Source organism: Winogradskyella costae (assembly GCF_013403865.1).
GTDB lineage: Bacteria > Bacteroidota > Bacteroidia > Flavobacteriales > Flavobacteriaceae > Winogradskyella > Winogradskyella costae.
Genome location: NZ_JABFDK010000008.1, coordinates 29,950 through 49,811 on the forward strand (window position 1 = coordinate 29,950; position 19,862 = coordinate 49,811).

Consider the following 19,862-nt stretch of genomic DNA (forward strand, 5'->3'; position numbering starts at 1 on the left):
CTATGAGCGACGAAAATAAATTTAACTTTTCTGAAGAAGAGAATTCTCAGGTGACCAATGAGATGAATAAGGAGGCTGCTGCTGAGGAAAAAAAAGAAGCAGTAAAAAAAGATGCTCAAGGTTTATTTGCAAGTTTAAAAACGTTTTTAAGTCAACTGCTCGATTTTAGAGAAGATACAGATAGAGACGCAACTATAACCGCGATAAAAGCAGATATTCCTTTTAAAGGAGCCACAGCTTGGATTTTGGTTTGTTCTATTTTTGTTGCCTCCATCGGTCTTAATGCCGATTCTACAGCGGTTGTTATTGGTGCCATGTTAATTTCTCCATTAATGGGACCTATTTTAGGGGTTGGACTCTCTATTGCTATAAATGATATCGATACGTTAAAAAAATCACTTATCAATCTAGCTACAATGATTGTTCTAAGTTTGCTAACGGCATTCTTATTCTTCTGGTTGTTTCCACTTAGTGAAGATACTAACGAATTAATGGGGCGCACGCGTCCTGATATTCGTGACGTATTAATAGCCTTTTTCGGTGGATTAGCTTTAATTATTGCGCGTACTAAAAAAGGGACTATTGCTTCAGTTATTTTTGGCGTTGCCATTGCAACAGCGTTAATGCCACCATTATGTACGGCTGGTTATGGCTTAGCAATTGGGAATTGGCAATTCTTTGGTGGTGCCATGTATTTGTTTACTATCAACACCATATTTATTGCTTTAGCTACATTTTTAGTATTAAAAATATTGCGTTTCCCAATGCTTAAATATGCTAATTCGGCAAAGCGTAAACGTATCTCTAGAGTAGCTATGGCAGTGGCTGTTATCGTTATGATTCCTGCGATTTGGACATTCTTAACAGTGCTTAATGAAAGTAAAATAAATAGAGATTATAAAGCGTTTCTTAAAGCTGAAATTGAAGATAACCGCAGCCTGTGGTTGTACGATGAAGAGTTGGATATGGATTCCAAAACAATGAGTCTTTATTTTAATGGCGAAATTAGTGATGAGATGGTGGCTGCTTTACAAAATGCTAAGGATGAATCGGTGGATTTAAAAGCCTTTAAATTAGTAATTAATGCCAATAAAACTAGAAGTGCAGATCGTTTAGCCGAGTCATTAGATCGAGCTTATGCAGAATCAGATCGGAAAGATAATGTTATAGATGGGCTGCAAAAACAAATTGAGGAACTACAACACAATATATCCAATTTGAATAAAGTTATAGAGTCTAAAAGCACCAATCAAAATGCAGTATCGTTTAGTTCTCTCTCTCGGGATGCTAAAATTAAGTTTAGTGACTTGGAGTATTTTGGTTACGCTAAGATGTTAGAGTCAAAAGATTTTATAAATATCGATACTATTACAGTGGCGAATGTAAGATGGAGGGTTCAATTAACAGATAGCATGGTTTTCGTAAAGGAGCGTAATTTGCAAAAGTGGTTAAAAAATGAACTAAAAGTAGATACAGTATTTATTAAGCGTAACTAAAGATTATTCACTTTCTTCAAGATACATTTTACGTACTTTTCTAAATAATTCAGACGAATAGACGAAGCTGGTTACAGCTTCGTTGTCGGTTCTAAATATTGTTTCGCTAGAGCCTTCCCATTCCAATAAACCATTTTTCAGAAAAACGATTTTTTCTCCTATTTCCATTACTGAGTTCATGTCGTGCGTATTGATTACCGTTGTAATATTGAACTCTTCTGTAATTTCCTGAATTAAATTGTCTATAACGATTGCTGTTTTAGGATCTAGACCAGAGTTTGGTTCATCACAAAACAGATATTTTGGTCGGTTAACAATTGCTCTAGCTATGGCTACACGTTTTTGCATTCCACCAGAAGCTTCACTTGGCATTTTATTGTGAGCATCATCTAGGTTGACGCGTTTTAAAACTTCATCAACTCTATCTTCCATTTCACTTTTGCTCTGCTTGGTAAACATACGCAACGGAAACATTACATTTTCTGCAATAGTCATAGAGTCAAAAAGTGCACTCCCTTGAAAAACCATGCCCATTTCTGAACGTAAATTGGTTTTTTCATCTCTAGATAATTTAGTAAAATTCTTTCCTTCGTAGGATATTGAGCCACTTTCGTATTCAAATAAACCCAGTAAACATTTTAAGAATACCGTTTTGCCAGAGCCACTTTGTCCAATAACTAAATTGGTTTTTCCTTTTTCAAAAGCTGTTGTAATTCCTTTTAAAATTTGGGTGTCTCCAAATGATTTTTTTAAGTCTTTAACTTCTATCATAATTAGCCTAGTAATAAACTGGTTAGTAAAAAGTTGACGAGTATAATCATAACACTCGTCCAAACAAAAGAGGTGGTACTAGCCTTACCAACTTCTAAAGCTCCACCTTTCATAAAATAACCATAATACGATGGTATAGTTGCTAATAAAAAAGCAAACACAAAAGTTTTTATAAAGGCATAAAAGAAGTGAAACGGAATAAAATCCAACTGAACTCCTTCTATATAATCTTCCATTGTACCATAACCTCCGTATACACAAGCCATAAGTCCACCTAAAATGCCTAAAAACATGGCAATAGAAATTACAAACGGATAAAGCGTTAAAGCTATGAATTTTGGGAAAACGAGATAGTTGATGGCGTTAATACCCATAACTTCTAAAGCATCAATTTGCTCTGTAACACGCATTGTTCCAATACTCGAAGTAATAAACGATCCTACTTTACCAGCCATAATAATGGATATAAAAGTTGGAGCAAACTCTAGAATGATGGATTGGCGTGTCGCAAAACCTACTAAAGATTTTGGCATTAGTGGACTCGTCATGTTCAACGAAGTTTGGATAGCCACAACGCCTCCAACAAAAAATGAAATAAAGGCAACAATGCCCAAAGAACCAATTATAAGATCATCAATATCTTTCAGAATTAAAGGTTTCATCACAGACCATTTTGTGGGTCTACGAAAAATATCTTTAATCATTATAAAATAGGTGCCTATGTTATGTAGGTAAGTCATGTTATATTTTATTAATGCTAAAGTATAAAAAAGGATTAGTTATTAATGTTAATTTAAACTAAGATAATTTAAAAATTGTATTTTTGAAACTCATAATAACGTTAAATTTAAATGAAAAATATCTTCTCTGTTATAGTTGTTTTACTTCTGTTATCCTCCTGTGGAGCACAAAATACAACTACCGGTATAAAAAAGGAAACTTCTATTTTAGAAACTAATGAAAGACCAAAATTAGTAGTTGGTATTGTCGTGGATCAAATGCGTTACGATTACTTAACACGTTTTGGATCCAAGTTTGGAGATGGTGGTTTTAACCGTATGATAAATGAAGGTTTTAACTGTAAAAACAATCATTTTAATTATGTGCCAACATATACTGGTCCTGGTCATGCTTCTGTTTATACAGGAACAACACCAAAAATTCATGGTATAATTGGTAACAATTGGTACGATAAAGAAATAAAGGAAATGGTGTATTGTGCCGGTGATGAAGCCGTGGAGTCTGTTGGAACAGAAGATAGGGCTGGTAAAATGTCACCACATAGAATGCAGACCACAACATTTGGAGACGAGAATAGGTTGTTTACACAAGGACAAGGGAAAACCATCGGAATTTCTTTAAAGGATCGTGGAGCTATATTACCAGCAGGTCATACAGCAAACGCTGCTTATTGGTTTCATGGTAAAGATGAAGGACGTTGGATTTCAAGTTCTCATTATATGACTGAATTACCAAAATGGGTTTTAGAATTCAATGCGTCTACGCATGCAGAGTCATATTTAAAAGAGTGGGATACATTTTATGATATTTCGACCTATACAGAAAGTGGGGTTGATGAAAACACTTTTGAAGGTGGTTTTAAAGGTAAAGAGAAAGCAACCTTTCCTTATGATTTAAAAAGCCTAAGTAAAGACAATAGAGGATATGATATTTTAAAAGCAACACCTTATGGAAATAGCTTAACAGCGGATTTTGCTATGGCCGCGATTAAAGCAGAAGGGTTAGGACAGGACCAAATTACAGATGTTTTAGCGGTAAGCTTTTCGGCGACGGATTACGTGGGGCATAACTTCGGAGTCAACTCAAAGGAAGTTCAAGATACTTATATTCGTTTAGATAAAGATTTGGAGCGTTTATTTGAATATTTAGATACTACAGTTGGAAAAGGAGAATACACCGTTTTTTTAACGGCAGATCATGGAGCAATTGACGTGCCTTCGTACTTAAGTTCGTTAAAAGTACCAGCAGGTTATGTAAATAATAAAGAAAGAAAAGAGACATTTAATACATTTTTAGAGGCAACATATGGATCTGACGCTATTGTAGAAAATATCAGTAACGATCAAATATTTTTAGACCGTGCTAAGGTTAAATCTTTAGGATTAAAACTCAGCAATGTACAAGATGCTATTGCTATGGAACAATTAAGCTATCTGAATGTTTCTAAAGTTTATACAGCAACAACAATGGCATCAACAGGGTTTTATGGTGGAATTGAAGAATTATTGCAAAATGGCTTTAATCAAAAACGTTCTGGTGATGTTATGTTGGTTAATGATACTTCTTTTATTTCTTATAGTAAAACAGGGTCTACGCACGGTAGTGGCCTAAATTACGACACACATGTGCCATTATTGTTTTTTGGAAAAGGGATTAAGCATGGTGAAACATTTAATAAAACTGTAATTCCGGATATTGCACCTACAATCTCCGCATTATTAGGGATTAGTTTTCCTAATGGGGCTACAGGGCAACCTCTAGGATTTGTGATAGATTAATACGTTATTTTGAAAAGAAAGCCAATTTTTACAATCCTTGCAGTAATTATAGTGATTGGCATATACAGCTATGATTATTTTTTAGAGTCTAATGCCAAAACCGAGATTGTAAATGAAGGAGCGACGTTAAAAGAAAACACTAACGAATACTATTTACCTACTAGCACAACCAACCAAATCATTCATCACAAAAATTATTCGTTATCGTATAGTGAACCTCACGAGCAAGCGGAATGGGTGGCGTATGAGTTAAAAGCATCAGATTTAAGCGCCACAAACCATAAACGGCCTTATTTTGAAATTGATAAGGCTGTAAAAACAGGTGCGGCTCATTGGCGTAATTATAAGAAATCGGGTTATGATAAAGGGCATTTATGTCCTGCTGGTGATAGACGATTTACTAAAGAAGCCCACGATGAAACTTTTTTAACAAGCAATATTAGTCCACAAGAACATCAATTCAATGCAGGAGTTTGGAATCGATTGGAACAGAAAGTACGGTATTGGGCTAAAAAGAATGACGGTGTTTTTGTGGTCACTGGTGGCATTCTAAAAAATGGATTGAAAAGGATCGGTGATGAAAATGTCGCTGTCCCTAATCAGTTTTATAAAGTGATATTAGATAATACCAATGGAAAAATAAAAGTGCTTGCTTTTATAATGAATCATGAAAATTCAGATTTACCATTATATAAATTTGTCGTTTCAGTTGATAAGGTTGAAGATTTAACAGGAATTGATTTTTTTCCAGAGTTAGATGATGCTATTGAAGATCAATTAGAAGCATCAAGTAGTTATAAAAGTTGGAGTTTTTAACCTTTTTCTGCGAAGGTAGAAATCTCTAATGTGAAGATCCAAAACTCAACGAAAGCATTCAATTTGGAAAGTTTTTATTGTTGAAATTTACTTTTTATTCCATCCCAACGTAAACTTCTAATAAATTGGCCTTCTTCTTTTGAAACCAAAAATTCTAAGTTATTAGATTTAGCTTTAAAATAACCAGACATATAATCTTTAAATAATTCAAAACTGCCTTTTTTTGTTGCTAATTTCAAAGCTGAAATTAAGGTAATCCAAAAGCCATAACGCATTTTGTACATGGCTTCGCCTTGTAAGTATTTCGACGCTTTATTGTAGGACTGTCCTGTGGGTTTTAAATGCTTAACATGAAGTGTCTCATCTGTTAGAATTTCCCAACCATTGTATTTAGCCAACAACTCATCAACTGTATCCCAACCCATGGATGGCTTAAGTTGACCTATTTCTTTGAAACAATCTTTTTTATACGCTTTTAGTGCACCTCTTATGTGATCCTTATTCGTTAGGTTTTCAAGAATCCATGTGCTGTTCTTTTTAATATAACAGAAACCTGAAGCCATTCCTAAATTTTTATTGGAGTTGAAATGATGTGATAATTGTTTCAAATAATTTTCAGGAAAAATTAAATCGGCATCAAACTTACAAATGATGTCGTAATCATCATCAAGTGATACTAAGCCTTTGTTAAAGGCATTTATAATTTTAGACCCAGGTAAATGCTTGTCTGAAGACTTTGAATTTATTAAAGATATCCATGAGTATTTTGAAGCATAGTCTTCAACAATAGTTCGAGTGCCGTCTGAAGAATGATCATTCACCACAACAACGTTCTTGGGCAACAACGTTTGCTTAACTAAAGACTCTAAAGTTTTACCAATGCAGTCTTCTTCGTTGTGGGCTGGGATGATAATGTAAAAGTTCAAAATTGAAATCTGTTTTTTCAAAGTTAAGCTCTTTCCGCATAAACAATGTAATAACGTGGGATAAACCGTCTTAAAATTGGTCTAATGCCTAATTTATTTACAGGGTTAGTCCATTGTTGTTTGTCTTTAATAATCCATCCCGTTTTTTCTAAAAGCCAGTCGAGTTGCCAATCTTCAAATTCATGGTAATGTCTATCTCGCATATCAGTCTTACTTCTGTAAGCAGGTGCAAACCATAGTTTTAGAGGCACGCTAATTACTAACTTATTGGCTTTAATAGATTTTAAAATCTCATAAGGTGATAATAAATGTTCGAAAATTTCAAAAGCTGTAACGACTTCAGCAGAAGAAGTTTTAAGTGCTGATTGGTTTTCATCCAAATCTTCTCCTTTAGTGTTTTCAACAGCATAACCCTCGGTAATCATAATATCAGAAAAAGGATTTTTAATTCCTAAATCTAAAATAGATTCTGATATGTCGATGTGTTTTTGTAAAAACTGAAGTGTAAGTTTAAAGCGTTTATTTGGATATGTTTTTTCGTACATCTATAATTATCTGATGATTCTAATACTGATAAACAATAGCATTAATATTCATGCCAGCTCCAACACTAGCAAACATAATAATATCTCCTTTGTTTATTTCCTGATTTTGTACTTTCCCTTTTAAAATCATATCAAATAAAGTCGGCACAGTAGCAACACTAGAATTACCAAGCATATTAATAGTCATTGGCATTACGCCTTGTGGCATTTCCATATCGTGTAACTTATAAAAACGATTTACAATGGCTTCATCCATTTTTTCATTGGCTTGATGTATCAATATTTTTTTGACATCTTTAATAGATACACCACTATTATCAAGACACGTTTTTAAGGCTTTTGGAACATTAGAAAGAGCAAATTCGTAAATCTTACGACCATACATTTTAATGTATTTACGTTTTTCTTCACTTTGCTTATCGTTTGTTTCACCGAAGAAAATATAATGCGCTTCATCGTAGGAGAAGGTTGCTGATTCATGTGCTAAAATACCACCCTCGGTATCGCTTTGTTCAATAATTGCGGCCCCGGCACCATCGCTATAAATCATTGAATCTCTATCGTGTTTATCAATAACACGAGATAAAGTTTCAGATCCAATTACTAAGCAACGCTTTGCAATACCAGAAGCGATAAAAGCCTTAGCTTGTATGACCCCTTCAATCCAACCTGGACAGCCAAAAAGTAAATCGTAACCGACACATTTTGGGTTTTTGATTTTTAGTAAGTGTTTAACACGAGAGGCTATACTTGGAACCGTGTCGCTTTGCTCTGAGCTGTGAAGTACATCACCATAATTATGAGCAACGATAATGTAGTCTAAAGTTTCCCTGTCGATATTAGCATTTTCAATAGCTTTTTCTGCAGCAAAAGAGGCGATATCAGAATTGGTTAGATCTTCAGTGACATAGCGACGTTCTTGAATGCCTGTAATCGCTTTAAATTTTTCTACAATAACTTCATTAGAATTCTTAATTGTAGATCCATCCGCATTTAAAAATTGATGATTATAAAAGTTCTCGTTTTTCTCTATATAACTAGGTATATAGCTTCCTGTCCCAGTGATTTTAATCCCCATCGTAATATATTTTCGTAATTACAAATTTACTCATTATTAAAGTGGTTTCGTCACTGCGTAGTTTTAAAGATGCAATTTTTGATAAATTCATAATAATTGTAGTCTGTCACTATATAAAACATAAAAAAGTATTCATTTTGAATACTTTTTTATGTTTTGTCAGTTCTAATTAGGCGTCCATATAAGCTTCAATAGGCGCACAGCTGCATATTAAGTTTCGATCTCCGTAGGCATCATCAACACGTCTAACACTTGGCCAAAACTTATTATCTCTCACAAAATCTAATGGGAATGCTGCAGCTTCTCTGGTATATGGTAATGACCATTCATCAGCGGTAAGCATTCCTAAGGTATGAGGTGCGTTTTTTAACATGTTATTAGTTTCGTCCTTAGATGATTTATCAATTTCTTTTCGAATTGAAATCATAGCGTCACAAAAACGATCCATTTCTGCTTTGCTTTCACTTTCGGTAGGTTCAATCATCATGGTTCCTGCGACCGGGAATGATACTGTTGGTGCATGAAATCCGTAATCCATTAAACGTTTTGCAATGTCTGTAACCTCAATACCGTTGGCTTTAAAATCACGACAATCAATAATCATTTCATGAGCAGCTCTTCCTTTTTCACCAGAATATAACGTTGGATAAGATCCGTTTAAACGTTCTTTAATATAATTGGCATTTAGAATGGCAACTTCCGTGGCTTTTTTCAACCCTCTATAACCTAACATTTTGATGTAACCATAAGAAATAAGGCATACTAAAGAAGACCCAAAAGGCGCCCCTGAAATAGCTGTAATAGCCTGATGACCTCCGGTTTTAATAATTGGATTTCCTGGTAAGAAAGGCACTAATTGTTTGGCAACGCAAATTGGTCCAACCCCTGGTCCACCACCTCCATGAGGAATAGCAAAGGTTTTGTGTAAATTTAAATGACAAACATCGGCTCCAATATTTCCTGGGTTGGTTAAACCAACTTGGGCATTCATGTTGGCTCCATCCATATAAACTTGACCGCCGTTATCGTGAATAATCTTTGTGATTTCTTTTATAGACGCTTCGTACACACCATGTGTAGAAGGGTAGGTTACCATTATAGCCGAAAGATTATCTTTATGTAATTCTGCTTTTTCTCTTAAATCTTCGACATCTATATTTCCATTTTCAGAAGCTTTAGTTACGACAACTTTCATGCCAGCCATAACAGCACTTGCAGGATTTGTTCCGTGTGCAGATGAAGGAATTAGACAGATATTTCTATGATGATCTCCACGAGATTCATGATAGGCTTTAATAACCATTAATCCAGCAAATTCACCTTGAGCACCTGAATTCGGTTGCAGTGATGTCGCTGCAAAACCAGTGATTTCAGATAACTGATTTTCTAAAGCTTTTAACATTAATTTGTAACCTGTGGCCTGATCAGACGGCACAAATGGGTGCATATTACCCCAACTTGGCCAGCTTAGAGGTAGCATTTCTGAAGCTGCATTTAATTTCATGGTACAAGACCCTAATGAAATCATAGAGTGATTTAGCGCTAAATCTTTACGTTCTAAACGTTTGATGTAACGCATTAATTCCGTTTCAGAATGATAGGTGTTAAAAACATCGAAAGTTAAAAATTTTGATTGACGTTTTAGATGTGGAGGAATTGTTTCGTTAGCTGAAATAGTTTCAATCTTATCTGTAGTATTTCCTGTAACCTTTTCAAAAATTGAAATAATATCATTTAAATCTGAAACGGTAGTCGTTTCATTTAAAGCGATATTAATAGTATTGGTATCTGGATAATGAAAATTAACTTCATTTTTCTCAGCTTCATATTTTACTTTAACAGCATCAGCTTTTATCTGTATTGTGTCAAAATAATGAGAATTTACTTGTTCTAGTCCTAAGCGCTCTAAAGCATTAGCTAAAGTTGAAGTCGAATCTTTAACTTTATCTGCAATAAAAGTTAAGCCTTTAGGACCATGGTACACAGCATACATACCTGCCATAACGGCTAAAAGTACTTGAGCAGTACAAATATTTGATGTCGCTTTATCGCGCTTAATATGTTGTTCTCTAGTTTGCAGTGCCATTCGCAAAGCTCTATTACCTGTAATATCTTTTGTGACTCCAATAATACGACCAGGCACATCACGTTTGTAAGCATCTTTTGTAGCAAAATAAGCGGCATGTGGGCCTCCGTACCCCATTGGTATTCCAAAACGTTGCGTCGTACCAATAACTACATCGGCTCCAAATTTCCCTGGTGCTTCAAGTTTTACTAAACTTAAAATATCAGCAGCAACGGCGACTTTAATATTCTTAGCGTTTGCTTGTTCTATAAATGATTTAATATCTGTAATCTGACCATTTTTAGCTGGATACTGAACTAAGGCTCCAAAATAATCGTCAGAAAGATTATATTCAGTTTCGTTACCAATTACTAATTCAATGCCTATTGGATTGGCTCTTGTTTCAAGTAAATCGATAGTTTGTGGTAATACTAAATCTGAAACAAAGAATTTATTAACATTGGCTTTCTTTTGCCCGCGATCTCTAATCGCAAATAATAATGCCATAGCTTCCGCTGCAGCTGTACTTTCATCTAAAAGCGATGCATTAGCGATTTCCATTCCTGTTAAATCAATAATCATAGTTTGGAAATTCAACAATGCTTCTAATCGACCTTGTGCGATTTCAGCTTGATAAGGTGTGTAAGCTGTATACCAACCTGGATTTTCTAATACGTTACGTTGTATAACTGCAGGTAAATTAGTTGGGTAATACCCTAATCCAATGTATGTTTTGTAAATTTTATTACGTTGTGATAGCTCATTGATATGGCTAAGGTACTCTTGCTCACTCAGGGCAGCATCTAGATTTAAATCGTTATCTAATCGAATGTTATCTGGGATGGTTTCAGAGATTAATTGAGTTATGCTTTTAACACCTATTGTGTCTAGCATGGCTTGTTGGTCATCTGAGTTTGGGCCAATATGTCTGAGTGCAAATGAAGTCGTATCCATTAAAAAAAAATGATTTATTTAGTTCTGCAAAAGTAAGGATTTAGGCTAATTTTTTAGTTAAGGAATACTAAAGTTTTTAACCGATGTTAGAGGTTATTAACACAATCCCTACTTTTGCTGTATGGAAGTTTTAAAACGCATCTTCAACTTTTATTTAAATAGTAGCATTCATGTGGCATTAGCTGCTTGTTCCTTAGCATGGATAACGTTAATAGAGTTGACTATTGAGTATGATAAATATCTTTTAAGTTTTATTTTTTTTGCAACGATAACGGGTTATAATTTTGTGAAATATTTCGGAATCGTTAAGTTTCACCATCGCAGCCTAGCAAGCTGGTTAAAAGCTATACAAATATTCTCATTTATAGCGTTTCTATCCATGTGTTATTATTTACTGAAGCTTGAGACAGAAACCTTGATGGTTATTATAATACTTGGAATTATTACATTTTTTTATGCCATTCCTATAATGGTACCAAAAAAATATTTATTTGATGATCACAAGAATTTAAGACAAGTTAGTGGCTTAAAAGTGTATCTCATTGCTCTAATTTGGATGTTTACAACAGTGCTATTGCCACTATTAAATAATGATGGTTTTATGAGCTCTGACGGTGTAATTATATCTGTACAGCGGTTTTGCTATGTGCTCGTATTAATGCTGCCTTTTGAGATTAGGGATTTAAACTATGATAGTTTAAAATTGGCAACCATACCTCAAAAAATAGGTGTCAAAAAAACCAAAATTATAGGTGTCGTACTGCTAAGTGCGTTTTTGATACTAGAATTTTTTAAAGATGAATTACAAGAAAAATCAATTATTGCGATCGTTATAATTACAGTTATTACGCTGTTGTTTTTGCTATGGTCAAACAAAAATCAGTCAAAATATTTTAGTGCATTTTGGGTAGAAGGTCTGCCTGTTATTTGGCTATTAATCTTGTTGTTGCTTGGCTAATTCTTTTTCAAATTGCGATTGAAGTTTATTGAATTCTTCAGTTTTGAGACACTGCACTTTTGATTGTTCTATGGTTTGGGATAGTTTAGTGTTATTTCTAGAATACTTCTTTGTAATGTGACAATACATAAGACGTAATCTTAATTTTAATTGTTCCCAAGTAGAAGCCTCATCATATTGTGCTTTATCACATATGTGTTTTGCTTCATCACAGCTTATAAATAAAAAACTTTTTTTCATCTTTAATGTCCTTGTAAACGGAATATTATTTATACCAATTATCTTGCATGCATTCTGCTAATGCAGTACGTGCTCTGTGTATAATAACCCATAGGTTAGACGCAGTAATTTCCAAATCATTACAAATGGTTTCTGTATCATAACCTAAAATAGTTTTCATCTTAAAAACGTCAGCTTGTTTTTCTGGTAATTTTCCCAAACAATTGTAGATAGCATCACCTAATTCTGAATTCACTAAATTGTCTTCAGCAGTTTTGTCATTAGTGTCTGCTACGCGTTCCTCTAACCAATCACCTTCAGTATCAGTGTCACTGTTATAAGTCATTCTAACTTCAGCTTTACCTTTGTTAGAATTTATTTTTCGGTAATGATCAATAATTTTACGCTTTAAAATAGAAATAAGCCATGTGCGTTCACTTGCCTCTCCCTTAAAGTTCTTCATGGATTTAAGACCAGCTAAGAATGTTTCAGATATTAAATCTTGAGCGATTTCTCTATCATTTACACGTGTAATCGTATAATTGAAAAGGTAATCTGAATAAAGTTTCACCCAATTGTTTGGGTCTATTTGATGCTTAGGCATTGTTGATTTTCATTGCTGATTCAAAAATAGGTTAAAAATTTGAGAATTAATTTAGTTATATAAGATTACTTATAGCCTGTTCTATTGATTGATGTTTAAATGTGAAGCCATTATTAATTAATTTTTCTGGAATTACATTTCTACTTTTTAGAACTAACTCTGGTTCTGTGCCTATTAGTTTTGCACCAAACGTTATTAACCATTTTGGTTGGGGAATTCCGAAAGGAACTTTAAATGATTTTCTAAGTGTAGTCATTAATTTGGCATTTGTAGTTGGTTTTGGTGAAACAATGTTAAAGACTCCGTTGAGGTTGTTCTTTATTAAAAAATCAATAGCTCTTGCAAAATCTGTTTCGTGAATCCAACTCACTTTTTGTTTGCCATGCCATTGCTTTCCTCCTAATCCAAATTTTGTTAATTGTTTTAGAGGGATTAATGCACCTCCGTTTTTACCTAATACAATTGAGGTTCTTAAGATGACCTTTCTTGTCTGTGGTGTTTCTATATTATTAAAGGTAGCTTCCCAAGATTTAGCAATATTCATAGAAAAGTCGTTACCAACATCACCGTTTTCTTCCGTCATTTGTTTTTGGTATGAATCTTCATAAATTGTTGAAGTAGACATATTAAGCCACACATTTGGTGGTTTTTTGCTTTTAAGAATTGCTTTTCCTAATACGTTAGTAGAATCTATACGAGAATCGTGAATCAGTTTTTTATTAGCTTCGGTATATCTACAATCTACAGATTTACCTGTAAGGTTGATGAGTGCATATATACCCTCAAGTGCTTTGGTCCATTGGTCTAGATTTTTTGCGTTCCAGTAAATATGATTCGATTTTGTGGGTTTTCTAGTTAAGATTTTAATATCGTAACCGTTACCTGTAAAATAGTTTTCTAAAACTTGGCCTAAGAAGCCAGTGCCTCCTGCTATGATGATTGTTTTCATGGTTAAGACGCTTTAGTTGTTGTGAATACTTGTTTCGATTTTCTTCGTCCTCTAAAAAACAAGTATAGATTTAAGAATAACATCACGCCTAAATAGATAGTGAATCCACCAATTTTTTTGCTTAATATTTCCATCAAGGTTTGATAGCTTATGGTTGAGTATGCGCTAGAGTAGATTTTCATGATATATAGTGCGAACCCGATATTTATGAGGTAAAATCCAATTTCGAATAACTTATTGGTTGCTAATGCTATTTCTTCTTTGCCTTTAAAAATATCGATCATAAATATTTTGCCATTTTTAAATAGCATTTTAGAAATGTAAATTGTTAGTAAAATAACGATTGGTAAGTAAATAATGTAGCCGATAATGATTTTAGAATTTTCCATAATTTATTGATTTAAAAGTTTTTGTTTGTGAATGTATTTTAAAATAAAAATGTTGTTATAGTGCATTATTGCTAATGCGATGATAATTCTTCCTAAGGTTAAACTCAAAGAGTTGATGATGTCTGTTACGCTTTCTAAATGTTCCCAATAAGCAATAGTTAAGATGGCGTATCCAATATTTAGTAAGTAATAACCAATTAATAAGAGTTTATTAATACTGGTGACTAAGGGATGGTTTTGGTTGAATAAATTCAGTAAAAAAACTTCGCCATTTTTATAAAACAGCCAGCCAACCTTAAGCATAATAAAACTAATTAGAGGTAAATACAAGAGATATGTTATGGCGTTGTAAGTCATCTTATAAAAATAAAATTAGTAGTAAAACGAGAAGGCGGTAAAGTATCCAAGTTGCAGATAAATGCTTTGGTAACGCTAATAGTTTAATACGTCTTATATGCTCACACAACATAAATGAGACTGTTAGCCCAAACCAAAAAAGTAATGCTATTTGTGGTAGTTCTATGATTGAGTTTAGGATTAATACAGGAATCAATATGAAACTTCCCATTAATGAAATAGTCATAAGATTACCAAAGTAATTCAGTTGCTTTTTAAAGTTTAATTTTGAAATGAATAAAGTTTGAAACCCAATTTGACCGAATGCAATTACACTTTCTCTTAATAAATTAGATTCCGGAATTATAGTAATTAATTTACTGAATTTAAAGAGTACAATACTTGTAATGATGGCTGCAAATACAATGTAAATTAACCTGTATTTATAATTGAAACTTGGTACACATTGTAACGTCTGTGTTTTGTCTATTTTACTCGGGATAATTACTTTTCTATTATATGAAATGAATGCATATAATTTTTTGAGTCCAAACTTTATTGGTTTAAAATTCCCTATGCTTTCTACTAGAGGTATTGAATGACCAATCACTTTAAGTAAACTATCTACTCCATAAATTACTGTTTTGCTTTGGTTGTCAAAAAGAGCAATTTCGTTTGAAGCTCTATTTAAATCTATAAAATTTTGTTCTTCATCAGTCAAATTGCAAAACGCTTTTCTACCATTATGATCTAACATTTTAGATTTTATGAATCCACTTGTATAAACATTGCATAATGGGCAATCTCTGTCGTAAAGTAAGGTTTGGTTTTGTAGTGTTTTCATTCTTTTTGTTTGTTTTAAACTTTCAGAAAATACTGAAAGTTTTATTTAAAAAAAAATATAATCTTATTTCCTTTGTTTTTGTTTATTGCTTTTCAATTGTAGTATAGAGCATTCATTTAATAATCTTTATTGAGATTATTAGTTGGGCTATTTCATCAGCTTCATAACTGATTTTGTTAGCCAATTCTGTTTCTGATTGACCATTTTATTCATTAAGGTATCTAAGTCTTGTGTAAGTAGATTTAAAGCTTTGGTTTGTTTTATTAACTCTTTTGTTTTTTCCGTGCCATCATCTTTAATAGAAGAGACCTCTTCTAAAACTTTTATTACAGGTCTTATTTCTCTTCTGCTTCGTTCTTTTGCGATAATACGTGCTAATTCTTGTACATCTTTTTCTGTAGTAAAGAATTCTTTTCGTTCACCAGAAACTAAAACTTTGGTAACAATTCCCCAATCCATTAATTGTCTTAAATTCATACTCGTATTACCACGAGAAATTTTAAGCTCTTCCATAACCTCTTCCATAGACAGTGGTTTGGTAGAGATAAAAAGCAATGCTTGTATTTGTGCCATAGCTTTGTTTATGCCCCAAAGTGACCCTAAACTTCCCCAAGTACTAATAAATTTTTCTTTTGCTTCTTGATATTCCATACGCAAATATATAATAATTTTTAAACTTTCAATAATTATTGAAAGTTTATTTTATTTGATAATGAATATGGTCGTCGTGTCTTACTGCTTGGCAGCCGGTAAATCTAATTTTAGATTGATGACGTAATCCCAAAGATTGTTTAAGATGAGGTTCTATAAATATCTTTTCCGTTGTTGGGATGGATAGTAGTTGTTCTATTAATAATTTAGTGTTTTTATCATCTAATTTTAAATTATTAATAGTGCCAAGGGTAAGATATTTAGTGAAATCATATTGCCAATAGCCTTTTTTCATACAATTTACAGAGGTGTGATTTTGACTAGAGTTAGCATAAACACCATAACCAGAAACAGATGGTTTTTTATTGGTGGAATTTCCATCTTGATCTAAATACATCAATGAAATATCTATCTTTTTTCCATCACTATGGCTTAAATGCGGAAGCAACGGAAATCCATTAATAAAAGGAAAATTGGCATCTAAATAAGTTATGTTGATATTTGATGCACTTAAAGCTTGTGCGGATTTTTCTAATTCGCTTTTTAAATCTGGATTAACGTAATTTCTAAACGCTAATGGATAAAACCAATTATGAGGTTTCAAATTTTCTTTAAATGTTGGTAGTTTTTCTCGTCCTAAATAAGATGCAATAGGTGGAATAATTACGAGATTGAAGAGTAGATAAATTAAAGGGAAAACAATGCGCTTTCCCTTTTTTATTTTATATGAAATAATAATAGCAAGCAACCATATTAATCCACCAACTTGAGTAATTGTTGTTAAAATTATAACGATGATAATGTGTCCAATAAATTTTAATAGTTTCATAAATATTGAACGCATAAGCTTCTCATTTTATTTCAACAAGCCAGCACGTCTCAATAAGGCTTCAGGTTTTGGTTCTTGCCCTCTGAATTTTTTATATAAAGTCATTGGGTTTTCAGTTCCACCTTGAGATAAAACAAAAGTTTTAAATTTATCAGCAACCGTTTTGTTGAAAATACCTTCCTCTTTAAAATATTCAAAAGCGTCAGCATCTAAAACTTCGGCCCATTTGTAACTGTAATAACCAGAAGAATATCCACCTTGAAATATATGAGAGAATGCTGTACTCATGCAATTCTCAGGAACATCTGGATATAGACTTGTATCACCAAAAGCTTCAACTTCGTAAGCTTTTACATCTTTAATTTCTGACGGATCAACACCATGCCAAGACATGTCTAATAATCCAAAACTTAACTGACGTAGCGTTTGCATACCTTCGTGGAACGTCGCAGAGGCTTTAATTTTTTCAATCAATTCCATCGGAATCACTTCACCTGTTTCATAATGCGTCGCAAATAACTCTAAGGCTTCTTTTTCGTAACACCAGTTTTCTAATACCTGACTTGGTAATTCAACAAAATCCCAATACACACTAGTTCCCGATAAACTTGGGTAGGTTGTGTTGGCTAACATGCCGTGAAGTCCGTGACCAAATTCATGAAACAACGTAGTAACTTCATTAAATGTTAATAAAGAAGGTTTACTTTTTGTTGGTTTAGTAAAATTACAAACGTTAGAAATGTGTGGTCTTTCGTTTTTACCATCTTTAATCATTTGCGGTTTGTATGAGGTCATCCATGCTCCGTTTCGTTTCCCTGCTCTTGGAAAAAAGTCAGCATAGAATATAGAAACCAATTCACCATCAGCATCTGTAACTTTATAAGTTAAAACATCTTCGTGGTATTTATCAATGGTATCAATTTCTTCAAATTGTAATCCAAATAATTTTTCAGCAACGGTAAAAGCACCGTTAATAACGTTTTCTAATTTGAAATAAGGCTTCAACTGTTCATCATCTAAATTGAATAATTTTTGTTTCAATTTTTCAGAATAATAACCAGAATCCCATTTTTGAAGTTGGTCAATGCCATCTAAATCTTTAGCGAAATCTTCAAGCGCTTTAAATTCATCTTTAGCAGCTGGTTTTGCTTTTTCTAATAATTCATTTAAAAAAGACGTTACTTTTTCTGGCGTTTGTGCCATACGTTCTTCTAAAACAAAATGTGCATGCGTTTTATAGCCTAAAAGTTGAGCGCGCTCAAAACGTAGCTTTGCAATTTTAAGAACGATATCTTGATTATCTAATTCATTATTCTGGAATCCTTTTCTACCAAAAGCTTTAGAGAGTTCTTCTCTTAATTTTCTATTGTCCGCATACGTCATAAACGGAATATAACTTGGGTAATCTAACGTAATTAACCAACCGTCTTTATCCTTGCTTTCTGCTAATTGCTTAGCGGCTTCTTTTGCACCTTCTGGTAAACCCGAAAGATCTTCTTCATTGGTAAGATGCATTTCGTAAGCATTAGTTTCTGCAAGAATATGTTCGCCAAATTTTAATTTTAATTGACTTAATTCTTTGTCAATCGCTCTTAGTTTTGTCTTTTTGTCTTCAGCTAAATTGGCTCCATTTCTAGAGAATCCTTTATATCTTTTATCAAGAAGTGTGGCTTGTTCTGTAGTTAAATCTAAAGTAGATTTAGAATCGTAAACTGCTTTTACACGTTTAAATAAAGCTTCATTTAAAGTGATGTCATTACCAAATTCTGATAAAAGCGGTGACACTTCTTGTGCTATTTTCTGAATTTCATCATTGGTTTCAGCCGAATTTAAATTGAAGAAAATACTAGACAAACGATCTAATTCTTCGCCAGAATAATCTAAGGCTTCAATTGTGTTTTCAAAAGTTGGTGCTTCAGTATTTGCTGTTATAGCATCGATTTCAGCTTTAGATTTTTTAATGCCTTCTTTAAAAGCAGGTAAATAATCTTCTGTTTTTATTTTTGAAAAAGGCGCTGTGTTATATGGTGTGTTGAATGCTTTATTAAGAATTGTCATAAATTCAAATTTTAAATTAAGTATTTGATTAACAATATTTTAACTTTGTGTTTTGTAATCAAAAGTTCAATATTTAATATCTTTGCAGTACTAATACGTAGATTAAGAATATACGAGATTAGAATTGATTAATAGCTAAGAAGCCTTGACGAAAGTTGAGGCTTTTTTATAAACCCTTTGCAGAATCAATAACCTTTGCTTTCAACCCTTCCTTATAATCTACTATTTTGTTTAAAATACTTTGGTCTGCGCTACCTAATATCTGAGCCGCTAAAATCCCAGCGTTTTTAGCACCATTAAGTGCAACAGTTGCAACAGGAACGCCACCTGGCATTTGTAAAATAGATAATACAGAATCCCAACCATCAATAGAATTACTGCTTTTTATAGGAACTCCAATAATTGGTAATGGTGATAAAGAAGCAACCATACCTGGTAAATGTGCAGCTCCACCAGCACCAGCAATAATAACTTTGATACCTCTAGTGTGTGCGTTTTTACTAAAATCGAATAATTTTTCGGGTGTACGATGCGCAGAAACGATATCAACTTCAACTTCAATATCAAATTCTTTTAATATATCTATAGCGTCTTGCATTACTGGCATGTCGCTGTTACTTCCCATTATTACGGCTACTTTACTCATTCTCTGTGTTGATTATTTTTTGATAATATTACTTTTGGTATCCTTGGTTATAGGGTACAAAATGATGACACCAAAGTTAAGGTAACTAAGGTAGTATTACCAATTTTTTTGAATCCGTTAACAAGAAAAAAGTAGTAAAACAGACTTTTGTCTTTTTTTTAAGATGTAACGTATTGATTTACTAAATGGAATAATTATAACTTTTGAGG

At 33.1% G+C, this 19,862-nt stretch carries 20 protein-coding genes; 4 read left to right on the plus strand and 16 right to left on the minus strand.

Going from position 1 to position 19,862, the window contains the following annotated elements; all coding sequences use genetic code 11:
- Positions 1–2: 2 nt before the first annotated feature.
- Positions 3–1,496 (plus strand): DUF389 domain-containing protein, encoded by a 1,494-nt coding sequence (locus tag HM986_RS14370; RefSeq protein WP_179335789.1) that lies wholly within the window; start codon positions 3–5, stop codon positions 1,494–1,496.
- 3 nt (positions 1,497–1,499) lie between these two features.
- On the opposite strand, the gene HM986_RS14375 is transcribed toward HM986_RS14370, so the two are convergent.
- The gene (locus HM986_RS14375) at positions 1,500–2,267 is read right to left on the minus strand and encodes an ABC transporter ATP-binding protein (protein WP_179335790.1); all 768 of its coding nucleotides are present in this window, start codon (positions 2,265–2,267) and stop codon (positions 1,500–1,502) included.
- 2 nt (positions 2,268–2,269) lie between these two features.
- The gene (locus HM986_RS14380) at positions 2,270–3,007 is read right to left on the minus strand and encodes an MlaE family ABC transporter permease (protein ID WP_179335791.1); all 738 of its coding nucleotides are present in this window, start codon (positions 3,005–3,007) and stop codon (positions 2,270–2,272) included.
- A 111-nt stretch (positions 3,008–3,118) separates the two neighbouring features.
- Between HM986_RS14380 and pafA the strand changes: the two genes are divergently transcribed.
- Both pafA and HM986_RS14390 read left to right on the plus strand, forming a co-directional pair.
- Positions 3,119–4,786: an alkaline phosphatase PafA gene (gene pafA / locus HM986_RS14385; protein ID WP_179335792.1), complete on the plus strand. Its 1,668-nt coding sequence runs from the start codon at positions 3,119–3,121 to the stop codon at positions 4,784–4,786.
- 9 nt (positions 4,787–4,795) lie between these two features.
- Positions 4,796–5,602, plus strand: coding sequence for a DNA/RNA non-specific endonuclease (locus HM986_RS14390; RefSeq protein WP_179335793.1), 807 nt, complete (start codon positions 4,796–4,798; stop codon positions 5,600–5,602).
- A 74-nt stretch (positions 5,603–5,676) separates the two neighbouring features.
- Here the strand turns inward: HM986_RS14390 and HM986_RS14395 are convergent, their stop codons facing one another.
- The 4 genes from HM986_RS14395 to gcvP form a co-directional block, all read right to left on the minus strand.
- The gene (locus HM986_RS14395; protein WP_179335794.1) at positions 5,677–6,528 is read right to left on the minus strand and encodes a glycosyltransferase family 2 protein; all 852 of its coding nucleotides are present in this window, start codon (positions 6,526–6,528) and stop codon (positions 5,677–5,679) included.
- Between the two features lie 23 nt (positions 6,529–6,551).
- Positions 6,552–7,073: a class I SAM-dependent methyltransferase gene (locus tag HM986_RS14400; protein ID WP_179335795.1), complete on the minus strand. Its 522-nt coding sequence runs from the start codon at positions 7,071–7,073 to the stop codon at positions 6,552–6,554.
- A gap of 19 nt (positions 7,074–7,092) precedes the next feature.
- Positions 7,093–8,151 carry a 3-oxoacyl-ACP synthase III family protein gene (locus tag HM986_RS14405; protein ID WP_179335796.1) on the minus strand — a complete coding sequence of 353 codons (1,059 nt, stop codon included), beginning with the start codon at positions 8,149–8,151 and terminating at the stop codon, positions 7,093–7,095.
- A gap of 169 nt (positions 8,152–8,320) precedes the next feature.
- Positions 8,321–11,170: an aminomethyl-transferring glycine dehydrogenase gene (gcvP, locus tag HM986_RS14410; RefSeq protein WP_179335797.1), complete on the minus strand. Its 2,850-nt coding sequence runs from the start codon at positions 11,168–11,170 to the stop codon at positions 8,321–8,323.
- A gap of 121 nt (positions 11,171–11,291) precedes the next feature.
- On the opposite strand from gcvP, the gene HM986_RS14415 reads away from it, so the two are divergent.
- Positions 11,292–12,128 carry a UbiA prenyltransferase family protein gene (locus HM986_RS14415; protein ID WP_179335798.1) on the plus strand — a complete coding sequence of 279 codons (837 nt, stop codon included), beginning with the start codon at positions 11,292–11,294 and terminating at the stop codon, positions 12,126–12,128.
- Here HM986_RS14415 and HM986_RS14420 read toward each other — a convergent pair.
- From HM986_RS14420 to purE, 10 genes are all read right to left on the minus strand, one after another.
- Positions 12,105–12,368: a hypothetical protein gene (locus HM986_RS14420; RefSeq protein WP_179335799.1), complete on the minus strand. Its 264-nt coding sequence runs from the start codon at positions 12,366–12,368 to the stop codon at positions 12,105–12,107. The two genes, HM986_RS14415 and HM986_RS14420, sit on opposite strands and share 24 nt — an antisense overlap.
- A gap of 25 nt (positions 12,369–12,393) precedes the next feature.
- Positions 12,394–12,951: a sigma-70 family RNA polymerase sigma factor gene (locus tag HM986_RS14425; RefSeq protein WP_179335800.1), complete on the minus strand. Its 558-nt coding sequence runs from the start codon at positions 12,949–12,951 to the stop codon at positions 12,394–12,396.
- Positions 12,952–13,006: 55 nt separating this feature from the next.
- Positions 13,007–13,900 carry a TIGR01777 family oxidoreductase gene (locus HM986_RS14430; protein WP_179335801.1) on the minus strand — a complete coding sequence of 298 codons (894 nt, stop codon included), beginning with the start codon at positions 13,898–13,900 and terminating at the stop codon, positions 13,007–13,009.
- Positions 13,901–13,902: 2 nt separating this feature from the next.
- Positions 13,903–14,289, minus strand: coding sequence for a hypothetical protein (locus tag HM986_RS14435; RefSeq protein WP_173587817.1), 387 nt, complete (start codon positions 14,287–14,289; stop codon positions 13,903–13,905).
- Between the two features lie 3 nt (positions 14,290–14,292).
- Entirely contained in the window at positions 14,293–14,646 is a 354-nt protein-coding gene (locus HM986_RS14440) for a hypothetical protein (protein WP_179335802.1), read from the minus strand.
- 1 nt (position 14,647) lies between these two features.
- A complete protein-coding gene (locus HM986_RS14445; RefSeq protein WP_179335803.1) occupies positions 14,648–15,469 on the minus strand; it encodes a DCC1-like thiol-disulfide oxidoreductase family protein in 822 nt (273 codons plus the stop codon).
- Between the two features lie 147 nt (positions 15,470–15,616).
- On the minus strand, positions 15,617–16,120 hold the full coding sequence (locus HM986_RS14450; protein ID WP_179335804.1) for a GbsR/MarR family transcriptional regulator: 504 nt from the start codon (positions 16,118–16,120) through the stop codon (positions 15,617–15,619).
- 46 nt (positions 16,121–16,166) lie between these two features.
- A complete protein-coding gene (locus HM986_RS14455) occupies positions 16,167–16,964 on the minus strand; it encodes a hypothetical protein (RefSeq protein ID WP_246288517.1) in 798 nt (265 codons plus the stop codon).
- Between the two features lie 12 nt (positions 16,965–16,976).
- Positions 16,977–19,007: a M3 family metallopeptidase gene (locus HM986_RS14460; RefSeq protein WP_179335805.1), complete on the minus strand. Its 2,031-nt coding sequence runs from the start codon at positions 19,005–19,007 to the stop codon at positions 16,977–16,979.
- A 166-nt stretch (positions 19,008–19,173) separates the two neighbouring features.
- Positions 19,174–19,653, minus strand: a complete 480-nt coding sequence (gene purE, locus HM986_RS14465) for a 5-(carboxyamino)imidazole ribonucleotide mutase (protein WP_179335806.1) — start codon at positions 19,651–19,653, stop codon at positions 19,174–19,176.
- Positions 19,654–19,862: the final 209 nt, after the last annotated feature.

Excerpts from the sequence above, each read along its gene's own strand:
- HM986_RS14370 (WP_179335789.1), top strand. The coding sequence starts at position 3 with ATGAGCGACGAAAATAAATTTAACTTTTCTGAAGAAGAGAATTCTCAG.
- purE (WP_179335806.1), bottom strand. The coding sequence starts at position 19,653 with ATGAGTAAAGTAGCCGTAATAATGGGAAGTAACAGCGACATGCCAGTA.
- HM986_RS14455 (WP_246288517.1), bottom strand. The coding sequence starts at position 16,964 with ATGCGTTCAATATTTATGAAACTATTAAAATTTATTGGACACATTATC.
- HM986_RS14425 (WP_179335800.1), bottom strand. The coding sequence starts at position 12,951 with ATGCCTAAGCATCAAATAGACCCAAACAATTGGGTGAAACTTTATTCA.
- HM986_RS14375 (WP_179335790.1), bottom strand. The coding sequence starts at position 2,267 with ATGATAGAAGTTAAAGACTTAAAAAAATCATTTGGAGACACCCAAATT.
- HM986_RS14435 (WP_173587817.1), bottom strand. The coding sequence starts at position 14,289 with ATGGAAAATTCTAAAATCATTATCGGCTACATTATTTACTTACCAATC.
- HM986_RS14430 (WP_179335801.1), bottom strand. The coding sequence starts at position 13,900 with ATGAAAACAATCATCATAGCAGGAGGCACTGGCTTCTTAGGCCAAGTT.
- HM986_RS14450 (WP_179335804.1), bottom strand. The coding sequence starts at position 16,120 with ATGGAATATCAAGAAGCAAAAGAAAAATTTATTAGTACTTGGGGAAGT.
- HM986_RS14460 (WP_179335805.1), bottom strand. The coding sequence starts at position 19,007 with ATGACAATTCTTAATAAAGCATTCAACACACCATATAACACAGCGCCT.
- HM986_RS14420 (WP_179335799.1), bottom strand. The coding sequence starts at position 12,368 with ATGAAAAAAAGTTTTTTATTTATAAGCTGTGATGAAGCAAAACACATA.
- pafA (WP_179335792.1), top strand. The coding sequence starts at position 3,119 with ATGAAAAATATCTTCTCTGTTATAGTTGTTTTACTTCTGTTATCCTCC.
- HM986_RS14415 (WP_179335798.1), top strand. The coding sequence starts at position 11,292 with ATGGAAGTTTTAAAACGCATCTTCAACTTTTATTTAAATAGTAGCATT.
- HM986_RS14445 (WP_179335803.1), bottom strand. The coding sequence starts at position 15,469 with ATGAAAACACTACAAAACCAAACCTTACTTTACGACAGAGATTGCCCA.
- HM986_RS14380 (WP_179335791.1), bottom strand. The coding sequence starts at position 3,007 with ATGACTTACCTACATAACATAGGCACCTATTTTATAATGATTAAAGAT.
- HM986_RS14440 (WP_179335802.1), bottom strand. The coding sequence starts at position 14,646 with ATGACTTACAACGCCATAACATATCTCTTGTATTTACCTCTAATTAGT.
- gcvP (WP_179335797.1), bottom strand. The coding sequence starts at position 11,170 with ATGGATACGACTTCATTTGCACTCAGACATATTGGCCCAAACTCAGAT.
- HM986_RS14400 (WP_179335795.1), bottom strand. The coding sequence starts at position 7,073 with ATGTACGAAAAAACATATCCAAATAAACGCTTTAAACTTACACTTCAG.
- HM986_RS14405 (WP_179335796.1), bottom strand. The coding sequence starts at position 8,151 with ATGGGGATTAAAATCACTGGGACAGGAAGCTATATACCTAGTTATATA.